Origin of the sequence: Corallococcus sp. NCSPR001, assembly GCF_017309135.1 — a bacterium.
Lineage (GTDB): Bacteria > Myxococcota > Myxococcia > Myxococcales > Myxococcaceae > Corallococcus.
The window spans coordinates 7,533,391-7,551,406 of record NZ_JAFIMS010000002.1; the positions used below are offsets into that span (position 1 = coordinate 7,533,391).

Consider the following 18,016-nt stretch of genomic DNA (forward strand, 5'->3'; position numbering starts at 1 on the left):
AACCGCCATGACTGACTTCTCTTCATCCCTTCCCCTGCCCCCGGATGACGCCAAACGGCTCCGCTCGGAGCTGCGCCGCGTGCTGCCTCCGGAGGCCTTCGAACGACAACCCCTGCGCGGCATCGTCGCGCTGTGCCTGGTGCCCGTGGAGGCGGCGCTCATCTGGGTGCTCGGGACGTGGACGCTGCCCCATTGGGCGTGTCTGCTCATCGCCTTCGTGCTGGGCCAGCTCGTCACCGCGGTGGGGCTCGCCGCGCACGAGGCCCTGCACCACTCGGTGTTCCACGGCCGCAAGTGGGAGAGCCTGCTGGGCTGGGTGGGCTTCGCGCCCTTCCTGGTGACGCCGGGCAACTGGAGGGCCTGGCATGTCCAGGCCCATCACAGCGCCGCCAATGTCCTCGTGCGCGACCCCGACATCCTCCCGCGCAGGACGGACTGGCACACCCAGGCGTTCGCGAAGCTGTTCCACGCCATGTCCCCCGGGTCCGGACACTGGCTGAGCTTCATCAGCTTCAGCGTCTTCTTCACCGCGCAGGGCCAGGCCTTCCTCTGGCATCACTGCCGGCTGCCCGCGTTCCAGCACGTGCACCTGCACCGGACGCGGGAGCGCGTGCTCACGGTGCTCGTCACCGCGGGCTGGGTGGGGCTCGGGTGGGTCCTGGGGCCCCGCGCGGCGTTCTACGCGCTGGTGCTCCCGCTGCTCATCGGGAACGTCACGCTGATGATCTACATCGCCACCAACCACTGGATGCAGCCCGCGGCGGAGGAGACGGACAACCCCTTCGTGAACACCGCCAGCGTGGAGACCCACCCGCTGATGAACTGGATGCACTTCAACTTCAGCTACCACCAGGAGCACCACATCTTCCCGGCGCAGAGCCCGAAGTACGCCCCCCTGCTGCGCAAGCACCTGCGCGAGCTGAGCCCCCGGGCGTCCATCGTCTACCCGCACCTGCACGCGCTGCGCACGTTGTACCTGCGTCCAGCGCTCTACTCCGAGGATGGCCAATCCCTGATGGGCCGGGACGGCACACCGGAGGTGAGCACCACCGAGCTGCGCCGCCGGCTCGAAGCCACCTGAGTTGTCCCGTTCGCCCGGACGCCCGCCCGGTGGGGGGGCGTCCGGGTTGGCCCCGCTCCGACAGGTGAGGGCTCACCACGCGCCGCGGCATCCCCACCCTTCCTCCAACGGAGGAGCTGGATGCTCACGGAGTCAGTCACTGGCGGTCCCCGGGTGGAGGTCCCTTCACGGGCCAAGGCGATTCACGAAGCCAAGGTCGAAGCCATCAGCCAGCAGTTGCGGCAGCGCAAGGGCAAGGGCCCTGCGTCCTTCAAGAAGAAGTCCCCACCCCACAGCGTCCCCAAGCGGTTCGATGCGCGCCGCCGCGACGAGAAGGTGGACCTGGGCGACCTGGACGCCATCCTCGACATCGACCCCGTGGGGATGACCTGCACCGCCGAGCCCGCGGTCACCTTCGACGAGGTCGTCCGAGCGACGCTGCCGCACGGGCTCATCCCGTTCATCGTCCCCGAGCACAAGACCATCACGCTCGGGGGCGCCATCGCGGGGTGCTCCATCGAGTCCATGTCCTTCCGCCAGGGCGGCTTCCACGACACGTGCCTGGAGTACGAGGTCATCACCGCCAAGGGGGACGTGCTGCGCTGCTCACCGGCGCTGGAGCCGCTCCTCTTCCAGATGATGCACGGCTCGTTCGGGACGCTGGGCATCCTGTCCCAGGTGCGCTTCAAGCTCACGCGCTGCGAGCCCTACGTGCGGGTGACGAACGAGACGCACTCCACCCTGGAGTCCTTCCAGCAGGGCATCTGGCACCACTTCCAGGACCCGGGCGCGGACTACCTGGACGGGCAGATCTTCTCTCCCACGAAGCACGTGCTCTGCGTGGGACACTTCGTGGACCGGGCGCCGTACGTGAACCGCTACGAATGGCTCACCGCGTACTGCGAGACCATCCCGCGCCGGAGCGAGGACTACCTCACGACGTATGACTATCTCTTCCGCTACAACCGGGGCGTCACGCATGCCCGGCCACAGAACCTCCTCGCGAGGGCGCTGTTCGGCAGGCTCATCCATTCCGACAGCGTGCTGAGGACCGCCAACCGCTTCACCCAGCTGCTGCCGAAGAAGGACCCGCCGGTCATCGTGGACGTGTTCATCCCCTTCTCACGCACGGCCGCGTTCATGGACTGGTACCACCGCGAGATGCGGCACTACCCCGTCTGGTGCGTGCCCTTCCGGCGGACGCGTGACTACGAATGGCTGACGCCCCGGTGGTGGTCTGGAATGAAGGACCCGCTGTTCCTGGACCTGGCCGTGTACGGCATGCCGCAGCCACCGGGCCGCAACGTCTACAAGGAGCTGGAGGACGAGCTCCAGCGCGACAACGGAACCAAGACGCTCATCTCCTACAACTACTACGACGAGGAGACCTTCTGGAGCATCTGGAACCGCGAGACGTACCAGGCCGTGAAGCAGCGCACGGACCCGGACAACCTCTTCCGGGACCTGTATGTGAAGACGTGCAAGGCGGCGCTCGGCCTTTGACTCATCGCGGGCCGGTCAGGCTCTTTCAGCCGATCTCCGTGCGCAGGTTCAGCGGGCCGGCGGGGACGCCCACGTCGTGGAGCGCGGGGTCGTCCTTCTCCGTCTGCCAGGCGTTGGCCTCCGTCACGGTCTTGCCGGTCGCCTCGTTGGTGATGGACATCTTGCCGTTGTGGCCCGCGGGGGAGATCTGGCTCGTGTCGAAGCCGCTCCAGCCCGTGCCGGAGTTGGCGAAGGTGGCCTCGCCCCAGGTCTGACCGGAGTTCGCGCCGGGCTTCGCCGTGCCGTCCTTCGACGCGGCCCACGCCACGCTGGTGTTGCTGTCGAACGCCACCACCTGCGACTGGCCGGGCTGGAGCGTGAACGTCTTGGGCGTGCTCTTGTCGAAGTTCTGCCCGTCGTTCGGGTTCCCGTTCTCGCCCGTCTTGTTCCACAGCGTGATGGTTTGCGGCTCGCTCGTCTTGTTGGTGAAGGTGTTCGTGTACTTGAACTGGCCCTTCTGGCTCTCATCGATGAGCTGCATGTTGCTGTTGTAGGGCGACCCGACGTTGTTCTTCGCGAGCCACGGCGCGTTCGCGGGCGCGGGCTCCGTGGAGCCAGCGGACGGAGGGCCGAAGCCGGGGCCCGCGTCACTGTTGTACGTGGGGTGCGCCGGAGCAGCCGCGCCGGAAGCCGCCGGAGCCTCGAAGGTGGAGGCCGAAGGCGCCGGGGCCGCCTGCTGCGCCGGAGCCGCACCGCCCACGCCGCCCACCGCGGACGCGGCACCCTCGGCGCCCTGGCCCACACTGGCGGGCGACTGCGTCTGGAGCATCTTCACCAGCTGCGTGAGCTGGGCCACGACCTCCGACAGCTGCTTCTGGAAGTCCCCGCCAGCCGCACCGCCCAGCTTGCTCGGGCCCGCCTCGAAGGAGTCAGCCATGAACATCCGGCGCAGGTCGTTGCGGGGCTGCTGCGCCTGGGAGCCCACCAACTCCTGAGTCGGCGCGGTCGCCGGCTTGAGCTGGGAGATGCTCGAGGAAGGCTGGAAGGAGGACGCGCGGTTCAGGGAGGAGATGGACATGCCGGGACCCAAGAGCACGGCACATGCCAACCCTGGGACTCCGTGAAATCAGTCACTTGGGCCGAGCGCGCCCCGCCCAGCGCGATGACGCCGATCATCACCTGATGTCTGGCGTCACCAGGCGGCTCAACCAGCGAGGGCCGCGAAGACGTCCCGCAGGCCCGCGATGAGCGCGTCGCCGGGATACGGCTCGCCCAGCGGCACCAGCGCGTCGCGCAGCGCTCCGAAGAGCGCGTGGACATGCCGGGGCTTGTCGCCGTCCCAGTCCAGGTACCGGGCGATCTCCCGGCTCTGCACGCGGAACTTCGCCAGCGCCTCTTCGTAGGGAGCCGCCGTGGGGATGTTGATGCGCAGCAGCAGCGCGAGCAGCGCGAGGACCTCCGCGAAGTCGTAGCGGTCCGCCTTCGCGTCGTGGAAGGACTCCAGCCGCACGGTCTCCGGCTTGAACCAGTAGCCGATATAGGCCGCCGCCTTCTCGCGGCTGCGCTCCACGTCCAGTTGGAGCTGGGCGTGCAGCTCCGGATCCACCTGCGTCACCAGCGACCTGAGGACCGTGGCCTTGCTCAAGGTCGTGCTGTCGAAACGCCGCGTCGGCAGCGTGCGCAGCGGCGTTCCCTCGAAGGTGAGCACCTCCAGCTTCGGCAGCCGCGTGAGGACCTCCGGGAAGTCGAACATGAGCTTCACCTGCCGCCAGCTCCCAAAGGCCCGCCGGACGTAGGCGTAGGGGTTGTTGACCAGATTCACCCGCCGCAGCTCGACGCATCCGGCCAGTGACTCCGGCAGCCGCCAGAGGCAGTTGGCCTCCAGGTCCAGGACCCGCAGCTTCTTGAGCTCGCCGATGGACTCCGGCAGTTCCAACAGGCCATTGCCTCGCAGGTCCAGCTCGCGCAGCTCCGTGAGCTGTCCCAGCTCCTCCGGAAGCACGCGGAGCTCATTGCGGCGCAGGTTGAGCTTCTCCAGCTTGCGGAACAGGAAGAGCTCCTCCGGCAGGGACGTGAGCCCCTTGTCCTCCAGCGTGAGGCTCTTGACCTTGTCGGGCTCCGCGAGCTTCTTCGCGACGAGCTGACGGAACGCCTCCCGGATGCTGGTGAACGCGTCGCGGGCAATGGGCTTGCCCTCCGCCAACCGGGCCCGTGCCTTTTCCAGATCGACGCGGCCATCCCGCACCACCGCCGGGACGAAGACACCCTTCGCTTCATGGGGATTGCCCGCGTCCTCCACCCCGCCAGCCACCGCGAACACCTTCGAGTCCTGGCCCAGGTAGCGGTGCGCATCGACACGGCCCGCCACCTTGAACGCGTAATGCGAGGCGAGCGTGCGGGCCTTGAGGTTGCCGCCCACGCAGACGCTGCCGTGGTTGTAGACCGCCACCAGGTCTTCGGTCGTCAGGTCGCCGGTGACGTGGAGCCGGGCACCGCCAATGGCGATGCGCTTCGCGACGAGGTTGCCGTGCACCTGGAGGAACGGACCGAAGTCGTTCTCCCAGTTGAGCACGCAGCCTTCGACGGTGAGGTCGCCTCGCACGATGAGGCCGGTGAACGGGGGCGCGTCCTCGTCATCCTGCGCGAAGATTCCCTGGTGGAAGTCCAGCCCCAGGTCGTGGGGCATGACGACATTCCCGGTGAGCACGAGCACGCGGTCCAGGTCCTCCTCGCGATTGCCAGGGGCCTTCACCTCGTCGCGAACCTGCGACCAGGTGAGGATTTCGAACGGCAGGCCGGCGGCGGGAGACACGGGCTTCTTCTTCATGGCACGACCTCTATCCCAACCGTTCGGAGGCTGGCAGCGCCTTGGGTGCGCGCTCCCTCCCCCTGGAAGGCGGACTCGATGTGACAACGGCGGCCATGGCGAAGCACTGGGTGTCCGACCCGGCATGCCTCGCGGTCCTCCAGCTGTTGGGGGGGACGGTTATTTGAAGAAATACCCCCTCGCCCATCTGTTCGCGGACACCCGCGTCCTGCGAATCTTCGCCGGCGCGAACGAGGTCGTGAAGGAGCTCGTCGCCCGGTCCCTGTAGCCCCCTCCCTTCTCACAAGGAGGCTCCCCGTGAGCCAGGAAGCATTCATCTTCGACGCCGTCCGTACCCCTCGCGGCAAGGGCAAGAAGGGCGCCCTGCACGGCACCAAGCCGGTGTCGCTGCTCGTCGGCCTGGTGGACGCGCTCAAGCAGCGCCACCCGAACCTGGACCCGAAGCACATCGACGACGTGGTGCTGGGCGTCGTGTCCCCCGTGGGCGACCAGGGCGCGGACATCGCGCGCACGCTGGTGCTGGCCGCGGGCCTGCCGGAGACGACCGGCGGCGTGCAGCTCAACCGCTTCTGTGCCTCCGGCCTGACGGCGGTGAACATGGCCGCGCAGCAGGTGCGCTCCGGCTGGGAGCACCTGGTCATCGCGGGCGGCGTGGAGAGCATGTCCCGCGTCCCCATGGGCTCCGACGGCGGCGCGTGGGCCATGGACCCCGCCACCAACTACGACACCTACTTCGTGCCGCAGGGCATCTCCGCGGACCTCATCGCGACCATGGAGGGCTTCACCCGAGAGGACGTGGACCGCTACGCCGTGCGCTCGCAGGAGCGCGCCGCCCACGCGTGGAAGAACGGCTACTTCCAGAAGTCCATCGTCCCCGTGGTGGACCAGAACGGCCTCATCATCCTGGACCGCGACGAGCACATGCGCCCGGACTCCACCGTGGCCTCGCTGGGCCAGTTGAGCGCGTCCTTCACGACCATGGGTGAGATGGGCGGCTTCGACGCGGTGGCGCTCCAGAAGTACCACGCGGTGGAGCGCATCCATCACGTGCACACGCCGGGCAACTCCTCCGGCATCGTGGACGGCGCGGCGCTGGTGCTGGTGGGTTCGGAGAAGGTGGGCAAGACGCTGGGCCTCACGCCTCGCGCGCGCATCGCCGCCGTGGCCACGTCCGGCGCGGAGCCCACCATCATGCTCACCGGCCCGCTGCCGGCCACCCGCAAGCTGCTGGACATCGCCGGCCTGTCGGCGAAGGACATCGACCTCTTCGAACTCAACGAGGCCTTCGCCTCCGTGGTCCTCAAGTACCAGAAGGACCTGGACATCCCGGACGACAAGCTCAACGTCAACGGCGGCGCCATCGCCATGGGGCACCCGCTGGGCGCCACCGGCGCCATGATCCTTGGAACCGTGGTGGATGAGCTGGAGCGGCGCAACGCGCGCCGCGCGGTCGTCACCCTGTGCGTGGGCGGCGGGATGGGCGTGGCCACCCTCGTCGAGCGCGTCTGACCCTTCCCTCCCCTTTCAAAGACTTTCGAGCGAACACCATGAGCGAACAGAACACCCTGCGCTGGGAACAGGACGCGGACGGCATCGTCGTCTTGACGATGGACGACCCCTCCCAGTCCGCCAACACCATGAACGCCGCCTACGTGAAGTCCATGCGCGCGGCGGTGGACCGGCTGGTGAAGGAGAAGGACTCCATCACCGGCGTGGTCATCACCTCCGCGAAGAAGACCTTCTTCGCGGGCGGCGATTTGAACGACCTGCGCAACGTGAAGAAGAGCGAGGCGAAGCAGGTCTTCGACCTGGGCCAGGAGATCAAGTCGCAGCTGCGCGCGCTGGAGACCCTGGGCAAGCCCGTGGTCGCGGCCATCAACGGCGCGGCGCTGGGCGGCGGGCTGGAGATCGCCCTCGCGTGCCATCACCGCATCCTCGCGGACGTGAAGGGCGCGCAGGTGGGCCTGCCGGAAGTGACGCTGGGCCTGTTGCCCGGCGGCGGCGGCGTGGTGCGCACCGTGCGCATGCTGGGCATCACGGACGCGCTGATGAAGGTGCTGCTCCAGGGCCAGAAATACCGCCCCCAGGAGGCCAAGGAGCTGGGGCTGGTGCATGAGGTGGTGCCCTCCGTGGAGGCGCTCCTGCCCGCGGCGAAGGCGTGGGTGAAGGCGAACCCGAAGGCGCAGCAGCCGTGGGACCAGAAGGGCTACAAGATCCCCGGCGGCACGCCGTCCCACCCGGCGTTCGCGGCGAACCTGCCCGCGTTCCCCGCCAACCTGCGCAAGCAGCTCAAGGGCACGAACATGCCCGCGCCGCGCGCCATCATGGCGGTGGCGGTGGAGAGCACGCAGGTGGACGTGGACACCGCGTTCACCATCGAATCGCGCTACTTCACGGAGCTCGTCGTCGGCCAGGTCGCGAAGAACATGATCCAGGCGTTCTTCTTCGACATGCAGCACATCAACTCCGGCGGTGGCCGTCCCAAGGGCATCCCGAAGCACACCGCGAAGAAGGTGGGCGTGCTGGGCGCCGGCATGATGGGCGCGGGCATCGCCTACGTGTGCGCCAAGGCCGGCATCGACGTGGTGCTCAAGGACGTGAGCCTCGCCGCCGCGGAGAAGGGCAAGGGCTACTCCGTCAAGCTGGTGGAGAAGGCCGTCTCCAAGGGCTCCGTCACGAAGGAGAAGGGCGACGCGCTCCTGGCGCGCATCACGCCCGCGGAGGACCCCGCCGCGCTCGCGGGCTGCGACCTGGTCATCGAAGCGGTGTTCGAGGACGTGAAGCTCAAGCACAAGGTCTTCCAGGAGATCCAGGGCGTGGTGGCGCCGGACGCGGTGCTGGGGTCCAACACCTCCACGCTGCCCATCACCCTGCTCGCGGAGGGCGTGAACCGGCCGCCGGACTTCGTCGGCATGCACTTCTTCTCCCCCGTGGACAAGATGCCGCTCCTGGAGCTCATCGCCGGCAAGCAGACGAGTGACGCGACGCTGGCGAAGGCCATCGACATCGCGGTGCAGATTGGCAAGACGCCCATCGTCGTCAACGACAGCCGGGGCTTCTTCACCAGCCGCGTCATCGGCACGTTCCTCAACGAGGCCGTCGCCATGGTGGGCGAGGGCATCGCGCCCGCGTCCATCGAGCAGGCGGGACTCCAGGCGGGCTACCCCGCCGCCCCGCTCCAGCTGGTGGACGAATTGACGCTGACGCTGCCCCGGAAGATCCGCCAGGAGACGAAGGCGGCCGTGGAGGCGGCGGGCCAGCCGTGGGTGGACCACGGCAGCTACGCGGTGATGGACGCGATGATCGACCAGCACGGGCGCAAGGGCCGCTCCACGGGCGGCGGGTTCTACGACTACGCGGACGGCAAGCGGACGAACCTGTGGCCGGGGCTGACGCAGCACTACACGAAGCCCGGCCACACCATCCCCTTCGAGGACATGAAGGAGCGGATGCTCTTCGCGGAGGCCATCGACACGGTGCGCTGCCTCGACGAGGGCGTGCTGCGCTCCACCGCGGACGCGAACGTGGGCTCCATCCTGGGCATCGGCTTCCCGCCCTGGACGGGCGGCGTGGTGCAGTACATCAACGGCTACGAAGGCCCGTCCGGCACGGGGCCGCGCGGCTTCGTCACCCGCGCGCGCCAGTTGGCGGAGCGCTACGGGAAGCACTTCCTGCCGCCCGCGTCCCTGGTCGCCAGGGCTGAGCGTGGAGAGCGGCTCGAATAACCCCATCCGGAATCAGCGGCGGGCGCCTTCGCCAGGCCGTAGCGCGTGACGCACGTCGTGGGATGGGGCGGCCGCCGCGGCGCTGAAGCAGGAAAGAGGGCCCGGAACGGTTGGGTTCCGGGCCCTCGGGTGTTCGTTGACGAAGACCTCCCGCGGGCGCGTGGCGACCTTCGCGAAAAGCCTGTCCAGGTCGCTTCAACCCCTCACGGGAGGACAGAGGCCCGCGCGCGCGGCGCCCGTTAGGCTCAGTGATGCGCGACAGGCCGTGAACTCCGGGGACGTCCGACATTCGCTACGCGCCTGACGTCGCACTCGCCGGGGGGCGCTCAAATGAAGGCACGGACGTTGAGCAGGGTTTGGATCGTGGCTGCCGCATGGCTGGGGCTGCTGGGCGTGGGAGGCTGCGTCGGAAGTGACGGGGATGCGCTGGCTCCGCAAGAGATTGGCGAGCTCTCGCAAGAGGTCCTTTCAGCCAATGGCCTGTCCACGAATGGGCTGTCCACCAACGGCCTGTCCACCAACGGCCTGTCCACCAATGGCTTGTCCACCAATGGCCTGTCCACCAACGGGCTGGCGGCGACTTCGTTCTCGACCTGGTTCAACGGCAACGCGTCCGTCGCCTACTCCGACATGGTGATGCGGTATGTCGTTGCCTGCGCCCTGCCCGCCGGACAGACGCGCGTCTGGACCAACCCCGTCACGGGCGTCACCTACTCCTGGCCGGGCCGCCTGGGGCTGGCCACCGCCTGGGCCCAGGGCGCCGCCGCCACCGTGGCGGAGCAGCAACGGATGTCCGCGTGCCTCGCCGCGCACGTCAACAAGTACGGCGTCTCGGTTCCCCTCTCGCTTCAGGGCCAGAACTCCGCGGGGGTCATTCCCATGGCGGCCAACGAGGCCACGGACTACCCGGAGAAGGAGGCGTGCTTCTTCGGCAACCTGTTCACCGGAGAGGGCGTCTTCGTGGGCAACGACCGCAACCTCACGAGGTCGGAGAGCACGCCCCGCGGCTGCGCGCTCTCCGCCAAGGGGGCCGGTGAGAATACCGGGTGCGCCCCGCTCCAGCACGTGGGCATGTGCGCCAGCGTCTGCACCCGCAGTGCGACGCACGGCTTCTGGGAGCGCTGCGTCGTCAATGGCGTGTCGTACCAGGCCCTCACCACCCGGCTGCGCGCCCAGGACATCTTCAACTGCGGGGATGGCGTCTGCCAATTCACCGAGTCGTGTGGCATGGGCAAGACCTATGACAGCTGCGGCGCCGACTGCTCGACCTGCGGCGCGCCCTGAAGCCTGACACGCGGCGTCCGGACCCCACTCCCGGACGCCAGTCACGCCGCCGTCACGCCTGCCATCAGAAGCTGCGGGGCAGGTCATGCAAAACCGCCTCGCACCCCGTCCTGCTCCCCGCGTCGTCGCCCGCCGTGTCGCCCACGCGGATGAGGCTCCGCACGATGCGCGTGTTCCCGGGCACCTCGCTGCCCCCGATGCGCATGGCGATCCACGGCTCGTTCTGGAATCGACGCATCCGGGTGAAGCGCTCCAGGACGGGGGTGAGCTGGCATCGAGGAACGGGGGGAAGACGATGGGGCTTCAAGACGCGGTGTTCGAGTCCGTCCCCATCCGGGTGGGGGTGGTGGAAGGCGCATCCGAAACGCGGCGGTTCGTGCTGCCGCTGCTGGAGGCGGATGCCGACGTGCACGTCGCGGCGGTCCACTCCGAGGGAAGCGCCGCCGTGGAGGCCCTGCGGCGCGAGCCCGTGGACATCCTCTTCCTGGACGTGGACCTGGAGGACCTGGACGGCTTCCAGGTGCTGCGCGAGGCGGGGAGCGCGTGCGCGGGCGCCGTCGTCCTGATGACCGCGAAGGAGGAACACGCGCTGCGCGCCTTCGAGGCCGGCGCGCTGGACTGCCTCCTCAAGCCCCGGGTGCCACAGCGTTTCGCCCAGGTGCTGGGCCGGGCGAAGGAGCACGTGCGAAGGGGGCGCATCCAGCAGCTCGTGCGGCAATTGGCGGGCCTCGTGAGGACCCTGCCCGAACCCTCCCCTGTCCCGCGCTACCTGGAGCGTCTGGTCATCCGCGAGGTGGGACGGGTGACGCTGCTCGCCGTGGACGACGTGGACTGGATGGCGGCGGAGGACAACTACGTCCAGGTGCACGTGGGCGAGCACGCCCACCTCTTGCGTCAACCCATGCGGGAGCTGGAGGCCCGGTTGGATCCAGAGCGCTTCGTGCGCATCCACCGCTCCACGCTCGTCAACCTCCAGCGGGTCCAGGAGCTGCGCCCGCTGCTCCATGGCGAATACCAGGTCATCCTGCGCGACCGCACCACGCTGAAGCTCAGCCGCGGCTACCGCGAGCGGCTGGGTCTGCTGTTGGCCCAGGGGTGAAGACTTCCACCCATTGACCCAAGGCAGGGAAAACCCGTTTGATTCATCAATGCTCAATCAAACCCATGAGTACCAGTCCTGTATCCAGAGTTCCGAACGGGTGTCCTGGCGTCTGGATGAGCTGTTGCCCAGGGACACCGTGCTCGACTTCAGCCACCGGTTCCTTTCGGACGCGCTGACCGGAACGGAAGCCATTTCCTTCCTGAGCGCGGAGGAGCGGCTGATGTTGAATCACATCCGCTCCAACAGCTACGCGCACCTGTTCCTGTTCCTGGAGGAGTACGCCGTCGCCCTGGCCGCCCAGCGCGCCAGCCTGGAGCTTCACGGGAACGGGACGCACATGCGGGCGCTGCTGCGCTTCACCGAGGAGGAGCTGAAGCACCAGCAGCTCTTCGCGCGCTTCACCGGCGCGTTCGCGAAGGGCTTCAAGGTCGCCCCCGCCCTGCTCGACAACCAGGTCGAGGTGGCCCGGGCCATCATGGCGAAGTCGAACCTGGGCGTGCTGATCTTCAACCTGCACATGGAGCTGATGACGCAGCAGCACTACCAGGAAACGGTTCGCGGAAACAAAGACGAGACGTTGGATCCGCTGTTCTGCAACCTGCTCAAGCACCACTGGCTGGAAGAGGCGCAGCACACCCGTCTGGACTTCCTGGAGGCCCAGAAGATCCTCGCGCAGGCGCCCGAAGCCCTGGACGCGGCCCTGACCGAGTACGCGGAGCTGCTCCAGGCGTTGCGCGGCACCCTGAACGCGCAGCTCGCGCTGGATCTCCAGACGCTGGAGAAGGCGGTGGGGCGCACGTTCACGCCCGCCGAACGCCAGCAATTGTCCGAGTCCCAGGAGCGTTCGTATGTCTGGGGTTTCATCGGGATGGGAATGAAGGCCCCCCTCTTCCTCTCCCGCCTGCGCGCGCTCTCACCCGTCGCGGAGCAGCGCGTGCTGGAGCTGGCCCCGACGTACTACTGCGCCTGAGCCGGTTTGAAGCTCAGCCGCGGCGGCCTCGAGCACCCGGGCCCGCCGCGGGCCCGGGGGTGAGGACGCCCGCCGGGGTGGCCTGGAGCCGGCAGCGCGCCTCGGCGGCCCGCGCCTGCACGGCGTCCTCGTGCTGTCCCAGCGACAGCATGAGGGACGCGGCCCGCGCGTAGTGCTCCGCCGCCAGTTCGGGCGGCAGGACCTGTTCGTCGGAGCGCGCGGACGCCAGCAGGTGGGGCAGTGCCCGCTCCGTCCGTCCGGCCCCGAGCCAGTGGTGCGCCAACAGGATGGAGGGCGCGCCGTCCTCCTCGAACACCGTGGCGAGCCGGGCGTGCAGCACGCGCTCCTCGCCGGGCCCCATACCGGCCAGGACCGCCTCCATCACCAGGTCGTGGCTGAAGCGCTCGCCCATCAGCACCTGGGCCGCCTCCAGCTCCGTGAGCGCCTCGTGCGCCTCTGCTGGCTTCACCTGGAGCCCCCCGGCCACGAGCGGGGTCCGGAAGAAGGCCCCCGCCAGCGCCGCGAGCCGCGCGCACTGGAGCGCCAGCGGGGACAGCCCCTCCAGACGCCGCTGGATGAGCGGCCCCACGCGCCCCGGAGGTGGCAGCCGCTGGGGCCACTCACGCTGGAGCGAGTCCGTCTCCAGCAGGTGCTTGAGCGTCTCCACCACGTACAGGGGATTGCCGCCCGTGTAGCGGGCCAGGGCCTCCACGTGCGCCTCCGCGCCCGGCAGCCCCATGCCCGCCACCATGCGCTTCACGTCCTCGTCCGTCAGGGCGTCCACCTCCACGATGCGCGCCAGGCCCGCTTCGACGAGCCCCGCCACGAGCGTCCGCGTCTCGGGGGACAGCTCCCCCCGTCGATAGCAGTCGATGAAGCGCAGGCTGCGTGCGCCCGGCGGGACGGTGTCGGCCAGCCGGGAGAGCGCGAAGATGAAGGCCCGGGCGCTGGCCGCGTCCCAGTACTGCACGTCGTCCGCGACGCTGATGTCCTCGTGCTCGTGGAGCAGTTGGAGCGCCGCCACGATGGCGTCATAGAAGCGCAGCGTGCCGGCCTCGGAGGCCAGCGGAGGCAACAGCCGGGCATCCCCCAATTCGGGGAGGATGCGAGACAGCTCGGTGCGCACCCAGTCCGGCAGCTTCACGTCCGGCCAGCGCCGCAGCTGCGTGCGGAAGGCGCGCGCCTGGGAGGCGAACGGCACGTCCCGGTCTCCCGCTCGGGCCTCGATACGCCCCCAGCGGCCCTGCGTGGCCGCGAACTCCTCCGCCAGCCGCGTCTTGCCGCTGCCGGGCTCCCCGGAGATGAACAGCATCTGGCCCGCCTCCCAGCCAGCCTCCAACTGCCGCCACGCCGCGTCCCGGCCCACCAGCACCGGAGGGCGCAGCACGGACAGGGGCAGCGAGGGCCGGGAACCGGGAGCGGCGCGCGAACGCGGCGGGGCCTGCTCCACCTCCCGCACCAGCGCGAACGTCTCCGGCATGGGGGTGACGCCCAGCTCCCGGTCCAGCACGTCGCGCAGGTGCTCGAAGGCCGCGAGCGCGGCGCCCCGGTCCCCCTGCAGGTAGTGCAGCCGGATGAGGTGGCGGCCGGCCTGCTCGGATTCGGGCTCCTGCCGCGCCCACGCCTGCGCGAGTCCCAGGGCGGCGGTCCAGTCCCCCGCGGCGGTGAGCTGGGCGATGTGGGCCTCGCGCGCCTCGCGCACCCATCCCTCGATGCCCGCGCGGGCGCCGTCCAGCCAGCGCGCGAGCTCCGGACAATCATCGAAGTCGAAGCCGGCCAGCAACGTGCCGCCTTCGGCGTCGACACACGCCAGGGCCTCCACGTGGGCACGGGCCTCCGCGGCGGCCTTGAGGCACGCGGCGTCCACGGATGACGGCGAGACCAAAGCCAACCGGTCGGTGTCGCCCTCCACCAGGGACGCCTCCCCCGTGGCGACCCGCAGGCGGCGCAGCAACTGCCGCAGGTTGCCGCGCACGGTCGTGGGCGGCGAGTCCGGCCACAGGAGGGACGCGAGCGCGAACTTGGGCGAGGGCCCCTGCAATGCCAGCCACGCCAGCAGCGCCGCGCTGCGCCGCTCCAGCCGCACCCGTTGACCATCGGGGCCGCACAGCTGCGCCAGCCCCAGGACCCGCACCCGCCATTCCCTGACATCCACCGGCAATCTCCCCAGGCTTCACGCCGTCAGTCGAAGCGCGCACCTTACCCGACCAGACGTGGAAGCAGGCCATCAGCGACCTGGCGTGTCTGCCCATGAGGCCGTCCGCCGGCATCCGGGCCAGGGAGCGCTGGCGGGCACGGATGACGGGACAGCCGGGAGGCTTGGAGCCACACACGGCCCGTGCGCATTCATTCCCCATGCTGGCACTTCGACACTGTGGACTCGGATGGCTGGCGTTATCCGCCGCCTGGCCGGTGTACGCGGCGGACCCAGTGGTGTGGGGCGAAGGGATGATGGTGAAGGTCCGTCCCGACGACACCGCCCCGGGGAGCAGCACCGAGGTACGATTCACCGCCGCGCGCAATGAGTTCGCCTCCTTCCAGGTGGCGTTGCACGGCGGTGACCTGGGCCTGCGGGGCGTGCGCGCCCGCCTGCCCTCATTGGAGGGGCCCACGACGCTGACGGGGCCGGACGTGACGCTTTACCGGCAGGCCTACCTCACCGTCTTGCAGCCTTCCGAACCCGGGCAGCCGGTGGGGCGGTGGCCGGACGGGCTGGTGCCGGACACGGATGAAATCGCCAGGGAGCAGCGCAACGCCTTCCCCTTCGACGTGCCCGCGCGCGAGGCGCGAGCCCTCTGGGTGGACGTGCACGTGCCCAAGGACGCGCCGCCGGGTGAATACACGGGCACGGTGACGGTGGAGGCGGAAGGCGGCTTCCAGCGGCAGGTGACCGCGAGGCTGACGGTGGTGGACGCGGTGATGCCGAGCACGTCCTCGCTGGCCTCATCGTTCTCCATGTTGCCGACGCAGGTGTGCCGCGCGCACCTGGGCCGGGATGACTGCTCGCCCGCCGAGCTGCAGCCGCTGCTCGCGCGCTACCAGCAGCTGTCGCTGGAGCACCGCATCACGCAGCCCCGGCTCTTCCTGAGCGGGGCCGGGCCCCAGGCATGGAGCGGGTTCGACGCGACGTGGGGACCGTACCTGGATGGCACCGCGCCGACGCGGCTGCCCGGCGCGCGGATGACGAGCGTGGAATACACGGGCCTGCTCACGGCCGGGGGCCTGGCGGACTTCGCGGGGCACATGAGCGAGCGCGGCTGGATGGACCGGGCCCACGCGAAGATTGGCGATGAGCCGTTCGACGTGGCCACCTTCCAGCAGACGCGAGCCGCCGGGACGCTGGTGCGGCAGGTAGCGCCCGGACTTCGCACCCTGCTGACGGTGAACTCCCTCCAGCTGAGGCTCAACGGCCTGGAGTCCCTGGTGGACATCGTGGTGCCCATCGTGAACCACCTGGAGGGCACGCAACCGGAGTTCGCGGGAGACCAGAGCCAGACGTACGCGGCCTTCCTCTCGCGTCCCGGAACGGAGTTGTGGATGTATCAGAGTTGCCTGAGCCACGGCTGCGGGGCGGATGTCCCCATGCCGGAGACCCGGCCGGGGGCAGGCTGGCCGTCATACATGGTGGACGCTCCCTCGACGAAGGCCCGCGCGATGGAGTGGTTGTCCTTCCTCCTCGGCTGCAAGGGCGAGCTGTACTACGAGACAGGGGCCATGCTCCCCACCGCGTGGACGAACCAGAACCACTACGGTGGCAACGGGGACGGGACGCTGTTCTACCCAGGCACGCCCGCGGCCATTGGCGGAAAGACAGACGTGCCGGTGGCGTCCCTGCGCCTGAAGCTCATCCGCCAGGGCATGCAGGACTATGAATGGCTCAAGGCGGTGAGTGACGCGGGAGACCCGGCTTTCGCGCGCCAGGTGGCAAGGGAGCTGCTTCCCACCGCGTCGCAGGTGCCGGATGACGGCGCCGCGTTCGATGCGGCGCGGCTGCGGCTCATCCAGCGCTACGGGGAACTGATCGGAGCCAACCCGTACGCCCCGCGCATGGGTGAGCAGCCGGCGACCAGGCCCCTGGAGCCGCAGGTCCCAGGCGGTCCGGGAGAGCCGGGCGGGCAGGGCAACGGAGGCTGCGGCGCGGCCCCAGGCGTCTCCATGACGGGAGCATTGCTCTCGGCGGCCTGGGCGCTGGGCCGGCTTCGCAGGGCGCGAAGGCGGCGGGCCGCGCAAGGCGTCTCGGACACCTGAAGCCCCGCCTTCCCCCACTCCGCGCGGATGGGCCAGGGCCTCCGGGCCTGGGCGGGCCCCCCTGCGCGCTACAGCCCTCCGTGGCCACCTCGAGGTCATCATCGTGGGGACTGCTCGGGGTATTCACCGCACCGGAAGGAGCGCCGCGAACAGCGATGGCGGGACGCGGCTCCGGCTAGACTCCAGGCATGAACCTCGTCCGTGGCATTCCCCTCTTCGCGGCCGCCCTGTCCCTGGTGTCCGGCTGCGCGACGCTCGACACGTCGAACATGTCGCCGGCCTGCCGCGACCAGTACGACGCCTGCCTCGACAGTTGTCAGCCACGTGGCCGGCCCGCATCGCGTCAGCCGCCGGACTCCGTGCAGGGCCACGCGGAGCGGCTCACCCCCGATACGCAGACGCCGGCCTGCACCGAGTCCTGCAAGCAGCAGGCGAAGACCTGCTCCTGAGCCTATGGCCCCTGAGCGCTACGAGACACTGGACGGCTCCACGCCGGACGTCACCCCGCTGGCGGCGGAGGTCGGGCTCAAGCAACCGTTGAGCGCCTTCACCCTGCTGGAGGGAGGCGACGTCTTCGAGTCACGCGGAGGCCGTCCCCCCGCCGAAGGCCCCGCGCGGGCCCGCGCCTACGTGAGCGCGAAGCTGGAGCTCAAGCCGTACGGCGCCCCGGCGGCGCAGGTGAAGCGGGTGCAGGACGAGATCGTCCGGCAGCTCGCCGGGAACCTCCAGCTCATCGCCCGCCTGGAGGCCGCACGGCCCCTGACGCTGGAGCTGATTCCTCCGGGCCATACGCTGGCGAAGTACGGCTACCCCCGGGCCGTGTCTCCCCAGGCCGCGGGCCTGTTCTGGGACCACCCGGACTGGCCCCGCGCACGGATCGCGCTGCGGCAGGACCGGATGGAGTCGGAGCAGTACCTGGTCTTCCACGAGATGGCGCACGCCATCCAGGGGCTCGCCTTCACCCAGAAGGAGAGCGAGCTCATCTACCGCACGATGCTCCGCACGTACCGCAGCCGCGCGGCGGTGGACGAGGTCTTCGCCATCTACAGCGAGCGCGAGTTCGTCACCGGCGTCTCCGCGCACGACCTGCGCGCCCCCGGCGTGTACGGCATGGCCCGCCAGCGGTGGAACGAGGAGCACCTGTTCACCCGCTTCGTGCGAAACCTCTATTTCCCCTACAAACCGCTCGCGGGCGGCACGGCGGGAATGACTCCGTCCAGCTTCGGTTGAAGCGTCTACCCGGGTGCACGACGCCGCCCGGCTCGCGAGACATGCGCGGATTGAAGCCCGATTCCGCCGCATGGTAGGAGGTGGCGGG

At 69.5% G+C, this 18,016-nt stretch carries 15 protein-coding genes; 11 read left to right on the forward strand and 4 right to left on the reverse strand.

Annotated elements, in window-relative coordinates; all coding sequences use genetic code 11:
- Positions 1–7: 7 nt before the first annotated feature.
- Together JYJ93_RS31950 and JYJ93_RS31955 are read left to right on the forward strand one after the other, a co-directional pair.
- Entirely contained in the window at positions 8–1,081 is a 1,074-nt protein-coding gene (locus JYJ93_RS31950) for a fatty acid desaturase (RefSeq protein ID WP_206798333.1), read from the forward strand.
- Between the two features lie 120 nt (positions 1,082–1,201).
- Positions 1,202–2,563 (forward strand): FAD-binding oxidoreductase, encoded by a 1,362-nt coding sequence (locus JYJ93_RS31955; protein ID WP_206798334.1) that lies wholly within the window; start codon positions 1,202–1,204, stop codon positions 2,561–2,563.
- Positions 2,564–2,588: 25 nt separating this feature from the next.
- Here the strand turns inward: JYJ93_RS31955 and JYJ93_RS31960 are convergent, their stop codons facing one another.
- Positions 2,589–3,620 carry a hypothetical protein gene (locus tag JYJ93_RS31960; protein WP_206798335.1) on the reverse strand — a complete coding sequence of 344 codons (1,032 nt, stop codon included), beginning with the start codon at positions 3,618–3,620 and terminating at the stop codon, positions 2,589–2,591.
- 126 nt (positions 3,621–3,746) lie between these two features.
- A complete protein-coding gene (locus JYJ93_RS31965) occupies positions 3,747–5,369 on the reverse strand; it encodes a leucine-rich repeat domain-containing protein (RefSeq protein ID WP_206798336.1) in 1,623 nt (540 codons plus the stop codon).
- 163 nt (positions 5,370–5,532) lie between these two features.
- Here JYJ93_RS31965 and JYJ93_RS31970 point away from each other — a divergent pair, with 163 nt between their 5' ends.
- The 4 genes from JYJ93_RS31970 (at position 5,533) to JYJ93_RS31985 (ending at position 10,378) form a co-directional block, all read left to right on the forward strand.
- Positions 5,533–5,637, forward strand: coding sequence for an acyl-CoA dehydrogenase family protein (locus tag JYJ93_RS31970; RefSeq protein WP_242544003.1), 105 nt, complete (start codon positions 5,533–5,535; stop codon positions 5,635–5,637).
- 29 nt (positions 5,638–5,666) lie between these two features.
- Positions 5,667–6,878, forward strand: a complete 1,212-nt coding sequence (locus tag JYJ93_RS31975) for an acetyl-CoA C-acetyltransferase (protein WP_206798337.1) — start codon at positions 5,667–5,669, stop codon at positions 6,876–6,878.
- A gap of 38 nt (positions 6,879–6,916) precedes the next feature.
- Positions 6,917–9,094 carry a 3-hydroxyacyl-CoA dehydrogenase NAD-binding domain-containing protein gene (locus JYJ93_RS31980; RefSeq protein WP_206798338.1) on the forward strand — a complete coding sequence of 726 codons (2,178 nt, stop codon included), beginning with the start codon at positions 6,917–6,919 and terminating at the stop codon, positions 9,092–9,094.
- A gap of 363 nt (positions 9,095–9,457) precedes the next feature.
- Positions 9,458–10,378 (forward strand): hypothetical protein, encoded by a 921-nt coding sequence (locus JYJ93_RS31985; protein ID WP_206798339.1) that lies wholly within the window; start codon positions 9,458–9,460, stop codon positions 10,376–10,378.
- A gap of 64 nt (positions 10,379–10,442) precedes the next feature.
- On the opposite strand, the gene JYJ93_RS31990 is transcribed toward JYJ93_RS31985, so the two are convergent.
- Positions 10,443–10,616: a hypothetical protein gene (locus JYJ93_RS31990; protein ID WP_206798340.1), complete on the reverse strand. Its 174-nt coding sequence runs from the start codon at positions 10,614–10,616 to the stop codon at positions 10,443–10,445.
- 57 nt (positions 10,617–10,673) lie between these two features.
- Between JYJ93_RS31990 and JYJ93_RS31995 the strand changes: the two genes are divergently transcribed.
- Entirely contained in the window at positions 10,674–11,477 is an 804-nt protein-coding gene (locus JYJ93_RS31995) for a LytTR family DNA-binding domain-containing protein (RefSeq protein ID WP_206798341.1), read from the forward strand.
- A gap of 49 nt (positions 11,478–11,526) precedes the next feature.
- Entirely contained in the window at positions 11,527–12,450 is a 924-nt protein-coding gene (locus tag JYJ93_RS32000; protein WP_206798342.1) for a diiron oxygenase, read from the forward strand.
- 13 nt (positions 12,451–12,463) lie between these two features.
- On the opposite strand, the gene JYJ93_RS32005 is transcribed toward JYJ93_RS32000, so the two are convergent.
- Entirely contained in the window at positions 12,464–14,605 is a 2,142-nt protein-coding gene (locus tag JYJ93_RS32005) for a BTAD domain-containing putative transcriptional regulator (RefSeq protein WP_206798343.1), read from the reverse strand.
- Between the two features lie 293 nt (positions 14,606–14,898).
- Here JYJ93_RS32005 and JYJ93_RS32010 point away from each other — a divergent pair, with 293 nt between their 5' ends.
- The 3 genes from JYJ93_RS32010 to JYJ93_RS32020 all read left to right on the forward strand — a co-directional run bounded on the left by JYJ93_RS32010 (position 14,899) and on the right by JYJ93_RS32020 (position 17,928).
- Positions 14,899–16,698 carry a glycoside hydrolase domain-containing protein gene (locus tag JYJ93_RS32010; RefSeq protein ID WP_242544004.1) on the forward strand — a complete coding sequence of 600 codons (1,800 nt, stop codon included), beginning with the start codon at positions 14,899–14,901 and terminating at the stop codon, positions 16,696–16,698.
- Positions 16,699–16,886: 188 nt separating this feature from the next.
- The gene (locus JYJ93_RS32015; protein WP_206798345.1) at positions 16,887–17,147 is read left to right on the forward strand and encodes a hypothetical protein; all 261 of its coding nucleotides are present in this window, start codon (positions 16,887–16,889) and stop codon (positions 17,145–17,147) included.
- Positions 17,148–17,151: 4 nt separating this feature from the next.
- The gene (locus JYJ93_RS32020; protein WP_206798346.1) at positions 17,152–17,928 is read left to right on the forward strand and encodes a hypothetical protein; all 777 of its coding nucleotides are present in this window, start codon (positions 17,152–17,154) and stop codon (positions 17,926–17,928) included.
- Positions 17,929–18,016 lie beyond the last annotated feature (88 nt).